This window comes from Streptomyces fragilis, assembly GCF_003112515.1.
GTDB lineage: Bacteria > Actinomycetota > Actinomycetes > Streptomycetales > Streptomycetaceae > Streptomyces > Streptomyces fragilis.
This window is the reverse complement of sequence record NZ_BEVZ01000006.1, coordinates 342,332-358,721: the sequence shown is the minus strand read 5'-3', so window position 1 is coordinate 358,721 and position 16,390 is coordinate 342,332. Positions and strand designations below refer to the sequence as shown.

Annotated in this window: 17 protein-coding genes and 1 pseudogene; 10 read left to right on the top strand and 8 right to left on the bottom strand. The window is 68.2% G+C overall.

Annotated features, from left to right (window positions below; all coding sequences use genetic code 11):
* Positions 1-7: 7 nt before the first annotated feature.
* The 4 genes from Sfr03f_RS22510 to Sfr03f_RS22495 are packed head-to-tail and all read right to left on the bottom strand — an operon-like array spanning position 8 to position 3,519.
* Entirely contained in the window at positions 8-1,066 is a 1,059-nt protein-coding gene (locus tag Sfr03f_RS22510) for an HAD-IIIC family phosphatase (protein ID WP_108955798.1), read from the bottom strand.
* Entirely contained in the window at positions 1,063-2,217 is a 1,155-nt protein-coding gene (locus tag Sfr03f_RS22505) for an acyl-CoA dehydrogenase family protein (RefSeq protein WP_108955797.1), read from the bottom strand. Before Sfr03f_RS22505 ends, Sfr03f_RS22510 begins: the two co-directional genes overlap by 4 nt.
* Positions 2,201-2,482, bottom strand: a complete 282-nt coding sequence (locus Sfr03f_RS22500) for an acyl carrier protein (protein WP_108955796.1) — start codon at positions 2,480-2,482, stop codon at positions 2,201-2,203. Before Sfr03f_RS22500 ends, Sfr03f_RS22505 begins: the two co-directional genes overlap by 17 nt.
* Entirely contained in the window at positions 2,479-3,519 is a 1,041-nt protein-coding gene (locus Sfr03f_RS22495) for a beta-ketoacyl-[acyl-carrier-protein] synthase family protein (RefSeq protein WP_108955795.1), read from the bottom strand. The genes Sfr03f_RS22500 and Sfr03f_RS22495 overlap by 4 nt, the downstream gene beginning before the upstream one ends.
* Before the next feature lie 756 nt (positions 3,520-4,275).
* Between Sfr03f_RS22495 and Sfr03f_RS22490 the strand changes: the two genes are divergently transcribed.
* The 8 genes from Sfr03f_RS22490 (at position 4,276) to Sfr03f_RS22455 (ending at position 12,234) form a co-directional block, all read left to right on the top strand.
* Positions 4,276-4,470 (top strand): hypothetical protein, encoded by a 195-nt coding sequence (locus Sfr03f_RS22490; protein ID WP_108955794.1) that lies wholly within the window; start codon positions 4,276-4,278, stop codon positions 4,468-4,470.
* 50 nt (positions 4,471-4,520) lie between these two features.
* Positions 4,521-4,712, top strand: coding sequence for a hypothetical protein (locus Sfr03f_RS22485; protein WP_108955793.1), 192 nt, complete (start codon positions 4,521-4,523; stop codon positions 4,710-4,712).
* Positions 4,713-4,884: 172 nt separating this feature from the next.
* A complete protein-coding gene (locus tag Sfr03f_RS22480; protein ID WP_245967700.1) occupies positions 4,885-6,792 on the top strand; it encodes an alpha/beta fold hydrolase in 1,908 nt (635 codons plus the stop codon).
* The gene (locus Sfr03f_RS22475; protein ID WP_108955792.1) at positions 6,789-7,367 is read left to right on the top strand and encodes a hypothetical protein; all 579 of its coding nucleotides are present in this window, start codon (positions 6,789-6,791) and stop codon (positions 7,365-7,367) included. The genes Sfr03f_RS22480 and Sfr03f_RS22475 overlap by 4 nt, the downstream gene beginning before the upstream one ends.
* Before the next feature lie 52 nt (positions 7,368-7,419).
* Positions 7,420-8,175, top strand: coding sequence for a class I SAM-dependent methyltransferase (locus Sfr03f_RS22470; protein WP_108955791.1), 756 nt, complete (start codon positions 7,420-7,422; stop codon positions 8,173-8,175).
* Positions 8,172-9,908, top strand: coding sequence for an ABC transporter ATP-binding protein (locus Sfr03f_RS22465; protein WP_108955790.1), 1,737 nt, complete (start codon positions 8,172-8,174; stop codon positions 9,906-9,908). Before Sfr03f_RS22470 ends, Sfr03f_RS22465 begins: the two co-directional genes overlap by 4 nt.
* A complete protein-coding gene (locus tag Sfr03f_RS22460; protein WP_108955789.1) occupies positions 9,905-11,386 on the top strand; it encodes a phytoene desaturase family protein in 1,482 nt (493 codons plus the stop codon). Before Sfr03f_RS22465 ends, Sfr03f_RS22460 begins: the two co-directional genes overlap by 4 nt.
* Positions 11,383-12,234, top strand: a complete 852-nt coding sequence (locus tag Sfr03f_RS22455; protein ID WP_108955788.1) for a hypothetical protein — start codon at positions 11,383-11,385, stop codon at positions 12,232-12,234. The genes Sfr03f_RS22460 and Sfr03f_RS22455 overlap by 4 nt, the downstream gene beginning before the upstream one ends.
* On the opposite strand, the gene Sfr03f_RS22450 is transcribed toward Sfr03f_RS22455, so the two are convergent.
* Together Sfr03f_RS22450 and Sfr03f_RS22445 are read right to left on the bottom strand one after the other, a co-directional pair.
* Positions 12,219-12,860 carry a M23 family metallopeptidase gene (locus tag Sfr03f_RS22450; protein WP_308216780.1) on the bottom strand — a complete coding sequence of 214 codons (642 nt, stop codon included), beginning with the start codon at positions 12,858-12,860 and terminating at the stop codon, positions 12,219-12,221. The genes Sfr03f_RS22455 and Sfr03f_RS22450 overlap by 16 nt on opposite strands.
* A 501-nt stretch (positions 12,861-13,361) precedes the next feature.
* A complete protein-coding gene (locus Sfr03f_RS22445) occupies positions 13,362-13,610 on the bottom strand; it encodes a hypothetical protein (protein WP_108955786.1) in 249 nt (82 codons plus the stop codon).
* Between the two features lie 331 nt (positions 13,611-13,941).
* Between Sfr03f_RS22445 and Sfr03f_RS22440 the strand changes: the two genes are divergently transcribed.
* The gene (locus tag Sfr03f_RS22440) at positions 13,942-14,298 is read left to right on the top strand and encodes a tyrosine-type recombinase/integrase (RefSeq protein WP_108955785.1); all 357 of its coding nucleotides are present in this window, start codon (positions 13,942-13,944) and stop codon (positions 14,296-14,298) included.
* An 82-nt stretch (positions 14,299-14,380) separates the two neighbouring features.
* A pseudogene (locus Sfr03f_RS22435) lies at positions 14,381-14,857 on the top strand (DUF6766 family protein); the annotation flags it as partial.
* Positions 14,858-15,048: 191 nt separating this feature from the next.
* Here Sfr03f_RS22435 and Sfr03f_RS31730 read toward each other — a convergent pair.
* On the bottom strand, positions 15,049-15,180 hold the full coding sequence (locus Sfr03f_RS31730; RefSeq protein WP_369693481.1) for a DUF6221 family protein: 132 nt from the start codon (positions 15,178-15,180) through the stop codon (positions 15,049-15,051).
* Between the two features lie 242 nt (positions 15,181-15,422).
* A complete protein-coding gene (locus Sfr03f_RS22430; RefSeq protein WP_108955784.1) occupies positions 15,423-15,875 on the bottom strand; it encodes a DUF5959 family protein in 453 nt (150 codons plus the stop codon).
* Positions 15,876-16,390: the final 515 nt, after the last annotated feature.

Below are 16,390 nucleotides of genomic sequence, written 5' to 3'. Positions count from 1 at the left end.
GGCCTCCTCACGCGTCGTGGACCAGCAGCCGGACATGGCTGCCGGGTTCGCGGAGCGGGTGGTCGGCAGGCACTTCGAGAACCATCGGCGTTTCGTCGCCCGGTGCCGTCGTGACGGGTACGTATCCGGCGAAGCGCAGGGTGACGAGCATGGTGCGGTTCACGGCGGTCGGCACGAAGTGGGTGACGGGGCGGCGGCCCTCGGCACGGGCCTGCCGTACGAGGTGGGCCAGCATCAGCTCTCCCGCGCCCCGGGAGGCGACCCGGCAGGACATCAGCATCAGTCGCAGCACCGATTGCGTCGAGGTCAGCTCGGTGACGGAGAGGCCGACGATGCCGTAGTCGCCGAACCTGTCCTTGAGCCGTGCCAGCCGCACCTGATGGTCGGGCGCGGTGCTGAGGCGGCGCAGTTCCTCCTCGCTGTAGATCAGGCCGGTGCTGTTGAGCTGGTGGGTGCGTACGGTCAGTTCACTGGCCCGCGCGAGGTCGTCCTCGGTGGCCGGGGCGATCTCCATGACGAGGCCGAGCGAGGCGAGGAACTCCCGCCGGTCGCCTCCGGCCTCCTCCTCCGCCTGCCTCCGGCGCCACTCGGTGCGGTAGAGCAGGCGCCGGCCGGTCGCCTCGGCAGTGACGTGCGCGGGGCGGAATTCGGCGCGGTCCGGAAGGTGCTCCGCGAGGTGGGCGGGGTAGCAGCGGACCATTGGCAGGGCGGCGGCGACCTCGGCCCGTTCGGCGGGGTCGTTGTCGATGAACGCGATGGTGTCGAGGCCGATGTTGAGGGTTTCGGCGATCCGCCGGACGGCCGTCGACTTGTCGCCCCAGCCGATCCGAGCCGCGCAGAACCATTCGCCGAGTCCACAGGCGTCGAGGTGGGCGGTGGCCATGTCATGGTCGCCGCGGCTGACGGCGGCGTGCAGGATGCCGCGGGAGTCCAGGGTCTTCAGGGTCCGCTCGGCGTGCGGGAAGGGCGGGGGTGTGTCTCCCTCCAGGACGACGCCGTCCCAGAGGGTGTCGTCCAGGTCCCAGACCAGGCACTTGACGGCGGGCGGTTCCTGGGGGGCAGTCATCCGACCGCTCCGAACCGGCGTAAGAGCTGATCGGCTATATGGGCTTCGGTCACTTCCTGCGCTCCTTCGATGATCTGCATGATCTTGGCGTCCCGGTAGTGCCGTCCGGCGCGGCTGTCCGGGGCGCATCCCGCGGCGCCGAGGATCTGTACGGCGTCCCGTCCGGCCGCGGCGCAGGCGTCGGCGGCCGCGTACTTCGCCATCACCGTCTCGGTGATGCCGCGCCCCGGTCCGGCGGTCCGCGCACGGCCGGCGAGCGCGGCGAGTTCGCGCGCGGCGGCGGCTCGTACCGCGGTCCTGGCGAGGAGCGCGGCGACCGAATGGTGGTGGCCGATGGGCACACCGGCCTGGAATCGTGCGGCGGCGTGTCCGGCGGCGTCGGCGAGACACGCTTCCGCCATGCCGACGCAGCCCCAGGCAACCGTGTAGCGGCCGTGGTCGAGCGCCGTCGCGGCGACGTGCGACAGACCGGCTCCGGGCGGGGCGATCCGGTGGTCGGCGGGCACCCGGACCGCGTCCAGCGTGATGTGGGCGATTCCTGCCGCGCGCATGCCGAGCTGGCCGGTGACGGGCTCCCGGCGTACTCCGAGGCGGTCGGTCTCCACGAGTACGGTGGTGAGCTTGCCCTCCTGCCGGCCCAGCACGAGCAGGACGTCGGCCGACTGCCCGAACGTGACCCACTTCTTGCGGCCGGTCACGCGGAGCTGGTTCCCGGACTCCTCGATCACCGTGGACACCTCGCCGAGCGCGCTGCCCGCGCCGTCCTCGGTGGCCGCGAACCCGGCCGTGAGGGTTCCGTCGGCCAGGTTCGGCAGCCACTGGGCGCGCTGTGCGCGGGTTCCCCAGCGCAGCAGCGCCGCCGCCACCATCGACTGGACGGTGAGCAGGCCGCGCAGGGCACTGCACACTCCGCCCAGGTGGGCGGCGACCTCGCCCAACTCGCCCGGTGTCAGGTCCCGTCCACCGTAGCGGGCGGGCTGATCGGCGGCGAGGAGGCCGGTCCTGGCCACGGTGCGCAGGACGTCCGAAGGGACCCGGCCGTCCGTGTCCCACTGCCCTGCCGGTATCCGCGCCGTGGCGGCCAGCTCTGCGGCGGCGGCGACCAGGGGCGAGGGCCCGGTCCCGTCGCGCGCCTCAGTTGTCGCCGGCATGGAGAGGGGTGGGATCGTCGGCGCCCGTCTTGCGGTGGACGAACTCGGTGATGCGGCGTGCGGTGCGGAAGCTGTCGAGGTCGAGATCCTCCACCTCGACAGTCAGCGAGAAGGTGACCTCCACGTAGGTGACCAGTTCAAGTGCGAACAGCGAGTCGACGAGCCCGAGGGTGAAGTAGTCGTCGTCGGGCCCGACGGCCCTGCGGAGCGCGGCGCTCAGGAACCGGGTGATTTCCTCGGTCGTTTCCGCGGGTTCACGGCTCATGCGATGCCTCCCGGCCCGCGCTGCGGGCCAATCTCGACCAACAGGACGCTCCACGCCGCGACCGGACTCACGTTGACGAGGACGGCCAGGTCACCTTCGGCCAGCTCCTTGCGGGCCAGGGCGGTGGAGAGGTTCAGGAACGTGTCGTTGGCGCCGAGGTGTCCGAGGCGGCGGAGGTTGTCCCGGCAGGACGGCAACAGCTTGATGTCCAGGGACTCCTCGGTGAACGCCAGGCCGGCAGCCGAGAGGTTCTGGCTGACATAGCCCGCGACGTCGGAACGGGTGAGCCCGTTGCGCGCCAGCAGGTCCGCGACCAGTCCTGCGAGCCGATTCCTGGTCTCCATGGCGAGCCGGAAGGAGTATCCGGGCGGGTCCGCGCACTCCTCGCGCCACTGTGCGGTGGGGCGGTCGCGGTACTCCAGACCGAAGAGGTTCCAGTAACGGCCGTTGGTGTGCTGGACGGCGTCGAGGAGATGGGCCGGCGCCTCCCTGTGGGGGCGGCCGAGGAGGAGGGCGAGGCCGCTGTCGCCGTTGACCGTCACGGGATGCCGGTAGCGCCGCTCCGCGGCGGGCTTGCTGCCGTGGACGACGAGCATGGGGCCGAGGCCGGGGTCGGCGGCCAACAGGCCGCGGGCCGCGAGCAGCGCCGGGGTGGAGGACACGCAGCCGAGCCCGCCGACCGAGAAGGTGAGAGCCGGATCGGCGCCGATGGCTTGTTGGAGTCTGGTCGCGTCCGAGCTGATCAGGGCCTCCGGAGCGCGTGGTTCGACCAGGATCAGCGCTCCGAGCGCGGCGGCCGGGACCCCAGCGGTCTCGAGGGTGCTGCGCGCGGCCCGTTCGGCGAGGTCCGCGGCGGTGAGCCTGTCGGCGGCCACGGTGTCGATGCCGAGTCCGAGACAGGTGAGGCGCTCCGCCTTGCCGAGCTCGGCCAGCTCGGGAAGTTCGGCGACGGTCCGGCGACGGTCCGGGATGAACCGGCCAACGGCATCAATCGCGATCTTCGGTGCGATGGTACGGAACGTGCCCTCGGCGCCCATGTGCGCTCCCAGCGTTCGACGCTTCGTCAGCGGAACCCTAGGATTGATCTACGGAATTGCGCAAGTACGTAATATGTCATCCGTCTGGAGTCCGACTCCGGAATGCCAGGTTCCCTGTCGGCCACCATGCGGGCCGCACGCCTCGCTCTTCGTCAGGGATTCGTCGCTGGCGGTTCGCCCACCCCCCACTTCCTCATGTTCGTCGGCCGGCATGTCCCCGGACATCGCCTTGGGTCGGGCCATGCGGCCCGCCTTGGCCGTTCTGGGGGCGCAGTCGGTCAGAATCGGTCACCCCACTGCCAGTGCATCGATTCCCCCCCGTCGGCTCCGACGATTGAACGCGCAGGTCAGGCTAAATCGGAGGATCGCCGCAGTGGTCGGGTGCTGCACCGGAAATCCGGCCAGAGTGGCTGTGCAGCCTGTTTTCCTGGTTGGCGTGAGGTTAGCGTGAGAACGCCTCTGGTGATCGATTCCCGAGGTGCAGATGCTGCAGGCGCACAGATGGCCGCTCGATTCTCGGTGTACTCCAGGGGCGGACCCGTATCCAAGGACTGCGCACTTTCACCGGAGCGGGAAACTGCGGACCAAGTTCCATGTCGCGCACGGTTCCCGACGGGTGTATGTCACTGCCGATGCGGCTCACAATGTTTCCCGGCGGGCATTTCGAGGCGTGCCCGGATCCGCACCCTCACCTGAAAATCGCCGAGCGAGAGTCGGAGCGCACCAAGCCTCAACCAGGAGATGGGAGAGAAGTAAATGGAAATGAAGATCGCGGCGTTCATGAACGAGCAGGACCTCGGTTCGCTGGAGCGGGGTTATCAGGACGACGCTCCGGCGCCGGTCCTGGCCACCCCGCTGGCCGCCGTCGCCACGTGCTGGTACGTCGGCGGAGCTGTCGCCGGCGCCGCCGTCGTGGCGGGCGCCTACGTCACCGGCCGAGTTGTCGGCTGACCCGTCACGCGGGATCGGCTTTGGTGATCTCTCCGAAGAAAGGAAGCGCAATGAGCAAGATCGTCAGAAGCGTTGCCGCCGTCACTCCTGAGGTGCTGACGGAGGATGTCCACGGTGACTCCGGCTCGATGATGCCCATCCAGGCCACCCCGGCTCTGGTGGCCTTCGGTGCGGGCTTCGCCGGTGGTGCCGGCATCTCGTGGGTCTGCGTCCAGGCGTACGAGGCCGGCGCCAACGACTGACCCGCCCTGCTCAACCGAGCACGACCTCTTCAGGATTCCGGTGGGCCTGAACGTGCCCTCCGGTAACTGATTCCGGAGGTGAGGAGGGCTGTCGGGCCACGGCGGAATCGCGGCCCGGCAGCCCTTTCGTGAGGGTACCTTCAACTGCTTCAACGTAGAGGAAATCTTCAGTATGAAGTTGATAAAGAAACTGGCCTCTTCCTTTTTCTCTCCGATTCCGGTGTCCCGGGATCGGGCGATAGGCGTATCGGAGCGGCTTGCGGCGCTTTCCAGTCTGTCCTCCTCCCTGGAGTACCTGAGCCAACGCCGAAGTCTGGATCCGGGAGGGCTCAACGACTGGGAAATCATGAAGAAGAATCCCGAGAGTCGGGTCCCGGCCATTCAGAAGCTCACCAATGCCGTGAGTGGCAGGCGGGTCACCTTGGCCCTGCACGGCGCGCGCGTCGCCTGCAGCGTGGGGATGCTTCTCCCGGGGAACAGCAAGTGGCGGGCGGTGGGCAGTCTCTATCTCGGCGCGACCACGACGCTGCTGCAGGCTCGCCATCGCTACGGTTCCGACGGGGCGGACCAGGTCGCCACGCAGGTGCAGGCGGTCACGGGCTTTGCCAGACTGTCGGACAGCCCCCAGGTCAAGGACGCCTTGATGTGGTACTTGGCGATCCAGGCCACCATGTCGTACGCGGCTTCCGGCTGGGTGAAGATGGCGGGGACGAAGTGGCGCGACGGCTCGGCACTGCCCGGGGTGATGCGGACCCGGACGTACGGCTGGGAGCGCGTGTACCGGCTGACTCAGCGGTACCCCCGGACCAGCAAGGCGACGCAGCACGCGGTTCTCGCGATGGAATGCCTCTTTCCGGTCGTCTACTTGGCCGGGGGGAGGCTTACCCGGCCGATGATCGGCGCGGCCGGCGGTTTCCACGTCGCCAATGCGTTCGTCATGGGTCTGGGCCGTTTCATGACGGCTTTCCCGGCGATGCACCCCATGATCGCTTACACGACCGCGCCGCGGACCTTTCCGGAGGTCGCCGACCGGGACGACCGGATGGTCAAGACCGCGCTGACACTGCTGGCGGCCGGTGTCACCGGGGCCGGCGTGCTGGCGACGCAGCGACGCGCTCGGGCCGTGGCCGGGTGGCCGACGACACGTTCCCTCACCACCCGCTGCGGCAACGTGCTGAAGTACGACGTCGGCGGACAGGACCTTGCCGACCGTCCGGTTCTCGTCTTCAACCATGGACTGGCATCGACCTCTGAGCACTTCTCATGGATGGTCGAGCGCCTGGCATTCGACCTCGGCCAGCCCGTGGTGACGTACGCCCGCGCCGGTTACGGTCCCAGCCGGCGGCTGAAGGACGCCCGGTACACCATCGAGGAGTCCGTCGACGACTTGGAGGACTTGATCCGTCAGGCCCTGCCGACCGATCGCAAGGTGGTGCTCATCGGGCACTCCCTGGGTGCGGAGCTGAACCGGCGTGCCGTGGACCAGCTCGGTGACCGGGTGGCCGGCATCGTCTACCTCGACCCCACTCACCCGGGGCAGCTGCTGCGGTCCAGCAGACAGCAGAAGGGCAGCGACGTCTTCACCGAGTCGCTGACGCACATGGTGCGCTGGACGAAGCTGGGATTCGGAGCGCTGATGCAGCGTCCGCGATGGGTGGACAACCTGCCGTCCTCCTACCGGGAGAAGGTGTTCGCTCTCTACACCGATTCCCGGCTGTGGACAGCGGCGGCCAGGGAATGGCAAGTCGTCCGAGAGGAGCTGGAAGCCTTCACCGGGAGCCTGGCCCCGATGCCGGTCCCGGGCCTGGTCGTCGCCGCGCAGACAACGGTGGACACCGATCCGGAGCAGTTGCTGATGTACCACGACCTTGTCCGCGCCCATGAGGCAGCCGACCAGCACGGGGACGTCACCGTCGTGGAGCGTGCGGGACACGACACGATCCTGACCGACGCGCGCCACGCGCGGACCGCGGCAGACCTGATCGCGACTTTCGTCGACCGGTACTGCATGCCGCAGACGGTACCGGCGGCCCAGGAATCAGGCGGGACACCCACAGGAAAGGCTGAGGAGACGAAGTGAACGCCACCGCATTCGTAAAGGATGCCTTCACCGGTCCTGGCGCCGTGACCCGCTTCGCGGGTGCCGCCCTGCTGGTGACGACACTGGCAGCGCAGCATCCGCATACGGCCTTCGAGATCGCACGGGAAAAGGATGTGTTCTCCCTTGTCCCGAACTGGAAGTTCTTCGCGCCGAACCCCGCGACGCACGACTACCACTACCTCTACCGGACCCTCGACGAGGACCGAAGAACCTCTCCCTGGATCGAACTCGACCTGATCAAGAACCGAAAGATGTCTCAGGCGTTCTGGTTCTCGTCCAGACGCAGGGAGAAGGCCGTCTTCGACATCTGCAGCGCCATCCTCAAGAGCGTGGCCAAGGGCGACGACCCCGTTGGTTCACCGCCCTTCCGAGTCCTGGCCGAATTCATCAGGAAGCAGATCAGGGACACCCCGGACGTTTCCAGGGTGCGCGGCTTCCAATTCTCGGTGGTGCGCGCCGCAGGGCACGACGAAAGTGAAGACCCGGAGGTTCTCTACGTCTCCACCTACCAAGCGATGAATCCTGAGCCGCCGGGCCTTCTGCGAGCCCTCTGAGAACGACAGCTCCCGCTGCGGGGGTTTGACCCACACCTGAAACGGAGAACCCATGACGATCGCCGATATCGGCTACGGCAAGCAGTTCGAAGGCTGGTACGACCGCGTCTTCCAACAGGACGCCGCCACACGGGCCGCCGTCGAGGCGCTGGCCGGGTTCCACCCGGACCCGGCCGGCGGGACGCTGGAGTTCGGAGTGGGAACCGGCCGACTCGCGCTGCCGCTGTCACGCAGCATCGGCAGGGTCACGGGTGTGGACTCCTCGCAGGAGATGCTTGCGGCCCTGGAGAAGAAGGCGCATGAGGGTGAGGTGACCGCCGAACTCGGAGACATCCGGACCTACCGCAGCGATCGGCGGTACGGACTGGTCTACTGCGTGTGCTCCACGCTCGCTCTGATCCTCGACCCCGAGGGGCAGCGGGAGGCCGTTGCCCGGGCGGCCGAACACCTACGGCCCGGAGGCAGACTGGTGGTCGAAACACACAATCGCCCCGGCATCGTCGCTTTGCACGAGGGTAGGGCACGCACCACGATGTTCGTGCCCTACCCTGAGCCGAACACCGGCATAGAGATGCATGCCACCCTCATGATGGACAACCGGATCTGGCAGGTTTCCACAGTGTGGTTCGAGGCGGACGGCACCCACCGCATAGGCACGGAGACCGCACTCCTGCTCACGCCCGACGAGGTGGATGCCTACGCGCAGGACGCCGGGCTGCTGCCCGAAGGCCACTACAGTGACTGGCAGCGGACCGAATACGCCCCCGCAGCGGGCTTGTTCGTCGCCTCCTACTCCAAGCCGGCATGAATCTCCGGGAGATCGTCGGCCGCCACAGGGCGCTGCTGATCGCCGGAGTGGGCATGGGACTGGTCGGTGCGGCGGCCACCCTTGCCCAGCCCTGGATGCTGGGTCGGCTGATCGAGGCCGTGGCCCTGGACAAGCCGATCGCCGGCACCGTCACGCTCATCGCCCTGTTCTTCATTGCCGACGCGGCGCTGGGCGCCGGGCACGCCTACGCGATCGGCCGGGCCGGCGAGAACATCGTGTTCGACACCCGGCGCATCCTCGGCGGCCGGCTGCTACGCAGTCAGATCCCGCACTTCTCGCGTCTCCAACAGGGCGACGTCTTCTCCCGAACCGTGTCCGACACCTCCATCGCTTGCCTGGTTGTCGCACAGGCCATGGCGCAGATGGTCACTTCCGTCTTCATGGTGGTCGGCGGCATCGTCCTGATGGCCAGGCTCGACTGGAAGCTGCTGCTCACCGCGGTCGGTTGCCTGGGCCTGGCCAGCGGAGGCGCGCTGCTGCTCGCCCGTCAGGTCCGCATCGCCGCCATGAAGAACCGACAGAACGTCGGCGCGTTCGGATCGGGTCTGCAGCGGGTACTCGGTGCCATCACCACGGTGAAGGCATCGCGTGCCGAGGAGCGGGAGACCGAAGAACTGGCACGGCTCGCCGACAAGGCCCGACGCAGCGGAATCCGGGTCACCGGGTTCGGCTCGATGCTCACCCCGGTCATGAACGTCGGTACGCAGTTGTCGCTCGCCGTCGTCATTGCCTGGGGCATGGCCCGTGTCGCCACGGGATCGTTGTCCTCGGCCGACCTCACGTCGTTCGTGATGTACCTTTTCTACCTGGTTTCTCCGCTGGTGATGCTGTTCATGTCGATCGGCCAGATTCAGCAGGGCCGCGCCGCCGTTCAGCGTGTCATGGAGCTCGGGGCGGTTCCGCAGGAGGAAGAGGAGAGGGAAACGGAAGTCGGGCAAGGAAAGGAACGTGAGCCCGTCGCGGAGTCGGCCCCCGCGGTCTGCTTCGAGAAGGTCGGTTTCGCCTATCAGCAGGACGCCGAGGTACTGCGGGACGTTTCCTTCACCCTGCCGCCTCGCGGCCTGACCGCGATCGTTGGTGCTTCCGGCGCCGGCAAGACAACGGTCTTTCAGCTCATCGAACGATTCTTCCAGCCGGGCTCCGGCACGATCCGGGTCGCTGGTATCGACATCGCCGACCTCCGGCTCGCCGAACTGCGGTCGAAGGTCGGCTATGTCGAGCAGGACACGCCGCTGTTGCGTGGCACCATCCGAGAGAATTTGACGTATGCGAATCCCGATGCCGACGCGGACGACATCGCCCGCGCGCTGCGGCTCGCCAGCCTGGAAAGCTTCGTCGGTGAACTGCCCCAAGGGCTCGACACCGAACTCGGCGAACGGGGCGCGGGGTTGTCGGGAGGGCAGAGGCAACGGCTCGCCATCGCCCGTACATTGCTGCAGCGGCCGGAGGTGATCCTGTTGGACGAGGTCACCGCGCACCTGGACAGCGACACCGAGGCCGCGCTGCGGGATGCGATGACAGAAGCGGCCCGGGAGTGCGCCGTACTGGCCATCGCGCACCGGCTGTCCACCATCGCGCAGGCAGACCGCATCATCGTGATGGAGGAAGGAGGCGTGCGGGCGATCGGCACCCACAGGGAACTCATCGAGACCGACGAAGTGTACCGGCGACTCGCCGGCCAGCAATTCACCACCGAGGAAGCGTTGACATGACTCACGTCGATGTCGCCGTCGTCGGAAGTGGCCCGAACGGTCTCGCCGCCGCTGTCACGATGGCGCGTGCCGGCCTGACGGTACACGTCCATGAGCAGGCCGCCACGGTCGGCGGCGGCCTGCGAGGCGAGGCACTGTTCGACTCCGAGGTATGGCACGACGTCTGCGCCGCGGTGCACCCCATGGCAGCGGCGTCCGCGTTCTTCCGTGAGTTCGACCTCTCGGCTCGCGGCGTGTCGATGATGCAGCCGCCGATCGCCTACGCGCACCCGTTGGACGGAGGCGCCGCCGCCTTCGCTCACCACGACCTCGTGAGGACCAGCGACCAACTCGGCGCGGATGGGCCGCGCTGGCGACGGCTGATGGAGCCGCTGGTGCGGCACAGCATCGGCGTCACGGATTTCCTGCTGTCCGGCCAGCGGTCACTGCCGCGCGACTCCACCGTCCCCCTGTTGCTCGGCCCGCGGGTGATCGACCACCTTCTGAGGGTGAACGGGTTACGCACCGAGGCCGCCCGCGCACTGCTCACCGGGGCCGCGGCACACGCAGTGGGCGTGCAACCCAGCTTGCCCGCTGCCGCCATCGCACTGCTGCTCGGACATCTGGCGCACGGGACCGGTTGGCCACTTCCGCACGGCGGCAGCATTCGGATCGCGGAGGCAATGGCAGACGATCTACGAGCACACGGCGGTGTGCTGCACACCGGTCATCGGGTGACCGACCTGGCCGAGCTGGAGGCCCGGGTGGTCATGTTGGACACCACGCCGCATGGCCTGCTCGCCCTGGCCGGTGACCGCTTACCACCTCGCTACCGCCGCGCCTTGGCCCGCTTCCGCTACGGCCCGGGTGCCGCAAAGGCCGACTTTCTGGTCAGCGAACCCATCCCATGGACCAACGCCGAGGTGGGACGGGCCGGAACGGTGCATCTGGGAGGCATCCGCGCCGAGACGCTCGCCGCGGAGAACGCGGCGGTCCGTGGCGAGGCCGGCGAGGAACCCTTCGTGCTCCTGGTGGACCCGGCCGTGACCGACCCCGGCCGAGCGGCAGGCCGCCGTCGCCCGGTGTGGGCCTATGCACATGTGCCCAACGGCGATACCCGGGATCCGGTGCCACTGATCACCCGCCGCATCGAGCGCTACGCGCCCGGTTTCGCGGACACGGTCATCGCGGCGCGCGGCGTGGCGGCGGCCGAGTATGAGGTGTACAACCCGAACTATCCCGGTGGCGACATCGGAGCGGGAGCACTCACACTCACACAGGCGGTGTTTCGACCTACGCCTACCTGGAATCCGTACCGAACCCCTCTGCCTGGGGTGTACTTGTGTTCCGCGTCGACGCCACCTGGACCCAGTGTGCATGGCATGTGCGGCTACTTCGCCGCCCAGGCCGCCCTTCGCAGGGAGTTCCACCTGCCCTCGCCGTCCCTGGGACCCAGGGACAGAACCGTCGTTACCGACGAGACCAGGAGAACGTCATGAATGTTGATCAGCGTCCTACCGCCGCACAGGACTTCGCCGGCTACCTCCGTGCCTACCACGCCGACGCCGTGGACGGCACCGAGCCGATCGAAGAGGTGTGGGACCGGTACCACCTGCCTGACGGTACGCACCGTGTCAACGGCCGGATCTGGGACCGGGAGAAGATTCTCGGCAGGGCTCGCGCCCGCCGTTCTCTCGGGGCGCCGTACGAGCTGTACATTCACGAAGTGGTGGTGGAGGGGCACCGGGCGGCCGCCCGGTACACGTTCGGCACGCCCATGCTGTGGAAGGTTCAGAGCGCCACGGACGTGGCTGTCTTCGCCGAGATGGACGACGACGGCCGCGTGGCCCGCACCGTCATGCATTCCGCGAGCCGACCCGGCTGGTCAGGGTCGGGTGGAGAGTCGCCGTTCGACAGCGCGGCCGCTCCCGCCGCGGACACCGCCCCTGCCCCGCCGCCCGCCGTTGGAGCCGAGCCGACGCCGGCTCAGGACCCGGCGCACTACCTGCGGGCCTACTACGCCACCGGCTACAACCCGGAAGTACCGGTAGCCGAGGCATATGACCGTTTGCACACCCCCGACGCCCTTCACGAGATCGGAGGAAAGCTGATGCAGCGTTCCGGCGTTCTGAAGGCCATGGAGGAGGGGCGGAAACGGGGGCACGTCTACCCGGTGGAGGTGCACGAGACGCTGCGCGAGGGAAATCGCTTCGCGGCTCGATACGCCACCAGCAGGGACGGGAACCCGAAGCGGCAACAAGAGGTACTCGTCTTCGGGGAGTTCGCCCCTGACGGCCGTGTCCGTCGAGTCCGCTTCCTGCTGGAGCCCGGCTACGGCTCGGTGTAGGGCATCGGTTCGTCCGCCGTAGCAGTCCCGACGGGGGAGAAGCAGGTGTTGTCGGCGGGCACGCCCTCGTACTCCCGCCCGTCGTCGTCCTGGTACCGCCAGGTGAAGCGCAGGCCGCGGGCGGACGTGATGTCGGGGCCGTCCATGAGATGGAAGTGCACGTGGGGCTCCGACGAGTTGCCGGAGTTCCCGCACTCGGCGAACGGCTGCCCCGCGGACACGCGGTCACCCACGGCCACCTTCAGCGAGCCGCGTCGCAGGTGCGCGAACACCGCGTAAGCGCCGTTGCCCAGGTCGAGGACGAGGTGGTTGCCCAACAAGTGCCGGGGAAGGCCGAGCGAGCGCACGAACGCCTCACCGAGCACATACAGCACGCCGAACAGAGAACTGCGCGACAGATGGTCCCGCTGCCTGTCCGAGGCGGCCACCACCTGGCCGTCCGCCGGGGCGAGGAGCGGTGCGCCGAAGGACGGATACGACTCGGGGCGCCGCGCTACGGGCCACAGCCACACGGGCTCCGGTGCCGGGCGGCGGGCGAGGTCGATGGCGTAGGTCTGGGCGAGGTTGTGGGTGTGGCTGGGGACCTTGGTGGCGGGACCGTTCCGCGCCGTCCAATGACCCGCCACGGGGACTTGAAGCGCAAGCGGTGCCGCTTCGTCGTGTGGCGGACGCTGCGCGCGGGTCATCGCGCCCCGCATCAGCATCCCAGCCGCCAGAAGGGCGAGCCCGGTGAACCACAGCGGTCCGATCCCCTGGGCGTTGACGATGATGAACGCGGCACCTGCAGCCGTGACCGGGCCGTGCCATTTCCAAAATGACTTCAACTTGGGTCCTTCCGTTGGTGAGTTGGTGATGGAACCCAGCCTTTCAAATGCAGAGGGGCGCTGTGTGTTGTTTCATGGGAGGCGCCAGGTGATGCTGGTCCTGGGAGCGTTCAGGCTGTGGCCGCCAGGTCTGGGAAGCCCGGCGTGCTCGCCCAACCTGTACGAGCGGGCCGCCGACGAACACGGTGATTTGTCCCTGAGGTTCCGAGGCACACTTGCTGAAGCCGCGAGCGGACAAGACGGCGCAGCCTGTGCCGATTCCTCCGGCGTTCATGGAGCTACTGAGCTTGTCGTTTAACCTCATCACGGGGTGACGTGGTAGCCCCAGCCGAAAGTGGCGACATAGGCCCGTCGTACTGCTTCCCTGCCGCGTCCACCCCTGATGTGGATGACCGTGAGCGCGAGGATGAACCAGGCGGTAAAGCCTCCTGCAACGATCAAAGTCCAGCGAGCGCCGGAGAAGCTGGCGACAACGATCAAAGCAATGATCGTCACGGCCAGTCCGATGTGACCGCCGCCGACATCCGTACTGGACCTGTCGCCGCCTGTCATGAGAGTCCCCGTTGAAGATCACGCTGTCCTGCGTCAGAGCGGATTACGGGGCTCTGCCGATGGTGTCAGTGCCGCTCCGTCGACGGGGTTTGGTGCCTTGCTTGTGGTGGGCGGGACGGCTGTACGCCTTGCCGGTGGCAAGGACTCTGCCCACGTCGTGACGGGTGGCCGGGCAGCGGTTCTTCGAGCCCGGCGGCCTGCCTGGCCCGGGCCGGGTCGGTTAACGAGGCCAAGGGCCGCGCAACGGGTTTCAAGAACGAGCTCAAGTGGTCTCGGGAGCCGAGGTTCGTCCCCTACTCCCTACACCGTCCAGCAGGCCGTGGAGCGGCACATGGCGGAGTTCGGGACCTGGGGAGAGCACGGGTGGCTCTTCGAGAGCCCGAAGTGCAAGAACCAGCCCTTCAGCCTGAAAGGGTACGACACCCGCTGGAAGCGGGCGCTGAGAGATGCCGGCCTGGAGCACACCGGGTGCACCCCGAAGTCCCTGCGGCACTACTTCGCCTCGGTCTGCATCGCGGGCGGCGTACCCGTTTTCGAGGTGGCCAAGTGGCTGGGACACAAGGGGACTCGGGTCACCGAAGCGACCTACGTGCATCTGCTTGCAGACGCACACTTGAGGTCCACGGACGCCATCGAGCTGGCCATCGTGGAGAACGCCCAGCACGCTCAGGAGGCACGCTGGTCGTGATGACGGTCGGGACCGGTGCTGGCTTGGTGCTGAGAGTCGGCGTGTAGCGGTCGCATCAGCCCAGGTCAGAGCGGGTAGCGGGGAGTACCTGCAGTTCTTCCTCTACATCTTCGGCACGGTCTGGCTGCTGCAGCGCGGCTCGCCGGAGTCCAAGGAGATCGGCCGGGCGGGCACGGAGTCCGACCGTGAGCAACGGGTCGGCGAGCACGCCCGGGAGGACTCCCCGCGCTGGGCTTCTGCCCGGGGCTGGCGGGGACTGGTGTTCTCGCGCTCGCTGGGGCTGGTGATGGGCGGCATCTTCGTCCTCTGCTGGCTGGCCCAGTCGATCACCGGCACCGCCGCGTACAACGAGGAACGACTCCGCGAACTGGAGGGGCCGGTCGGCTGGGGCGGCTACGTCACCTCCGCCGACTTCTGGAGCCGCACGCTGCAGAACTGGCAGTCCGAACTCCTTGCGGTCGCGTCGATGGCCGTCCTCTCCATCTACCTCCGCCAGCGCGGCAGCCCGGAGTCCAAACCCGTGGGCGCCCCGCACGGGGCCACCGGCGTCGAGGGCTGAACGACGCCGCGGGGCCCCCGTCCTCCCTAAGCGAAACCGGATCTGACCGGGTGTTGTGCCGACTAGGTGCCCTTCTCGATCTGGGGATCCGGTCTCCGATCTGTCGGCCGTCCGGGGTCCGGACCGGTTCGGAGCGCGCGGCGGGCTCTCAGCGCTGGGCGCGCAAACCCTGGGGCGCCGACTGACCCCGCCTACTCAGGGATCACCCGCGGGCGCCACTCTTCCCGGTACTCGGGGGAGTCGTGGTACGTCTGGGCGAGGAGCCGGACGGCCACCCCCCGCGGCCCACCCCGCCTCGAAGTCGCGGCTCGCTCCTCGGGCATGCGGCTCGAGATGCGCAACCGTCGCATACAGCTCGGCGACAGCGCGCACCATGTCGATCATGGGGATCGTGCTGTCGAGCGTCACGTCCGTGCCCGGCGGCGCAAGCGACGCGATCATCACGAGGTTGTGTTCGTCTGCGTCGAGCTTCGATCGCACGAACCTGACGAGGTCTTCCTCCACGGCGACCATCTTGCCGCCGCCCGCCCGACACGTGAAGCAGCGGAGTGTGGCAGGCGGCAGATCAACACCCACCGAGCGGCCAACGCTCGCGGACCAGAGCCAGCCTGCGACGATGCTCCTCGACCCAGCCGTCAGCCAACCGCACCAGAACACTCACTGAAGTCAGTGATGCCGCCACATCTCTCACGGTCACCTCAATCGCGTCGAGGGTCTCCCCACGCGAGAAATACGGGCCGCTCATGGCGATCCGGACCTCAGGATTGCGCCCGTCGTCCATCCAGACCACACCCTGGCCTGAGGCAAGCCGATCAAGCGCCTCGGCCCACTCCTCGAGGTCGTCGTCGAGCAGAAACACCTCGCTCAGACGGCCATGCGCGAAGGCGCTCGCGGCCACGATCTCAACTTCGAGACAACCCTCGGGAACGCCGACGGTCGTGCTGCCCAGCACGCGAACCGTCACGCAGTTCTCGTCATCAGCGAAGCGGATGAGCTCTGTCACCTGCCCGTCGACCACACCAGTCCCTCCGGCTGTACCCGTTCGCAAAACTCACGGCACCGTACATGCTTGCGAAGCGCGGTGGCCGTCCTCCCCGGACATGCCTGGCCGTCGCCAATTTGAGGAGGGGCTGAAGTCCGCAGTCGCGCTCAGGGCTGTCTGCCTTGCCGGAGTCGTGACGGTCGTCGCTCGCTGCGCAGTTGTGCCGCGGGCGTCGTCGGTCGGGCCGGGCGGGTGCTGGGCCGCCTGTCGGCGTCACGCGGTGAGCCGGTCCGGCGCGGCGGGCGTCGGGCCGGTGGTGAGGCGGATGAAGTGTTCGGTGCGGATGATCGAGGTCGGGCTTGAACGCGCGGATGTGACCCACGAGGCGGCCGACCGCCTCGTCGAGCGGCGCGTCGACGAGCCGCTGCCCACCGGGCGCGGAGGCCGGGTTGCGGGCGTCGGCGTATCCGAGCAGCCGGGGTGTTCCCGCGCCGGCGGCGTGATGCTGGGCAAGGACGCCGCCGGCGAGCAGGGACTCGTCGTCCGGGTGG

What these genes read in the sequence shown, in the direction of transcription:
- Sfr03f_RS22510 (WP_108955798.1), bottom strand. Translation starts at nt 1,066, where the DNA reads ATGACTGCCCCCCAGGAACCGCCCGCCGTCAAGTGCCTGGTCTGGGAC.
- Sfr03f_RS22505 (WP_108955797.1), bottom strand. Translation starts at nt 2,217, where the DNA reads ATGCCGGCGACAACTGAGGCGCGCGACGGGACCGGGCCCTCGCCCCTG.
- Sfr03f_RS22500 (WP_108955796.1), bottom strand. Translation starts at nt 2,482, where the DNA reads ATGAGCCGTGAACCCGCGGAAACGACCGAGGAAATCACCCGGTTCCTG.
- Sfr03f_RS22495 (WP_108955795.1), bottom strand. Translation starts at nt 3,519, where the DNA reads ATGGGCGCCGAGGGCACGTTCCGTACCATCGCACCGAAGATCGCGATT.
- Sfr03f_RS22490 (WP_108955794.1), top strand. Translation starts at nt 4,276, where the DNA reads ATGGAAATGAAGATCGCGGCGTTCATGAACGAGCAGGACCTCGGTTCG.
- Sfr03f_RS22485 (WP_108955793.1), top strand. Translation starts at nt 4,521, where the DNA reads ATGAGCAAGATCGTCAGAAGCGTTGCCGCCGTCACTCCTGAGGTGCTG.
- Sfr03f_RS22480 (WP_245967700.1), top strand. Translation starts at nt 4,885, where the DNA reads ATGAAGTTGATAAAGAAACTGGCCTCTTCCTTTTTCTCTCCGATTCCG.
- Sfr03f_RS22470 (WP_108955791.1), top strand. Translation starts at nt 7,420, where the DNA reads ATGACGATCGCCGATATCGGCTACGGCAAGCAGTTCGAAGGCTGGTAC.
- Sfr03f_RS22465 (WP_108955790.1), top strand. Translation starts at nt 8,172, where the DNA reads ATGAATCTCCGGGAGATCGTCGGCCGCCACAGGGCGCTGCTGATCGCC.
- Sfr03f_RS22460 (WP_108955789.1), top strand. Translation starts at nt 9,905, where the DNA reads ATGACTCACGTCGATGTCGCCGTCGTCGGAAGTGGCCCGAACGGTCTC.
- Sfr03f_RS22455 (WP_108955788.1), top strand. Translation starts at nt 11,383, where the DNA reads ATGAATGTTGATCAGCGTCCTACCGCCGCACAGGACTTCGCCGGCTAC.
- Sfr03f_RS22445 (WP_108955786.1), bottom strand. Translation starts at nt 13,610, where the DNA reads ATGACAGGCGGCGACAGGTCCAGTACGGATGTCGGCGGCGGTCACATC.
- Sfr03f_RS22440 (WP_108955785.1), top strand. Translation starts at nt 13,942, where the DNA reads ATGGCGGAGTTCGGGACCTGGGGAGAGCACGGGTGGCTCTTCGAGAGC.
- Sfr03f_RS31730 (WP_369693481.1), bottom strand. Translation starts at nt 15,180, where the DNA reads ATGCCCGAGGAGCGAGCCGCGACTTCGAGGCGGGGTGGGCCGCGGGGG.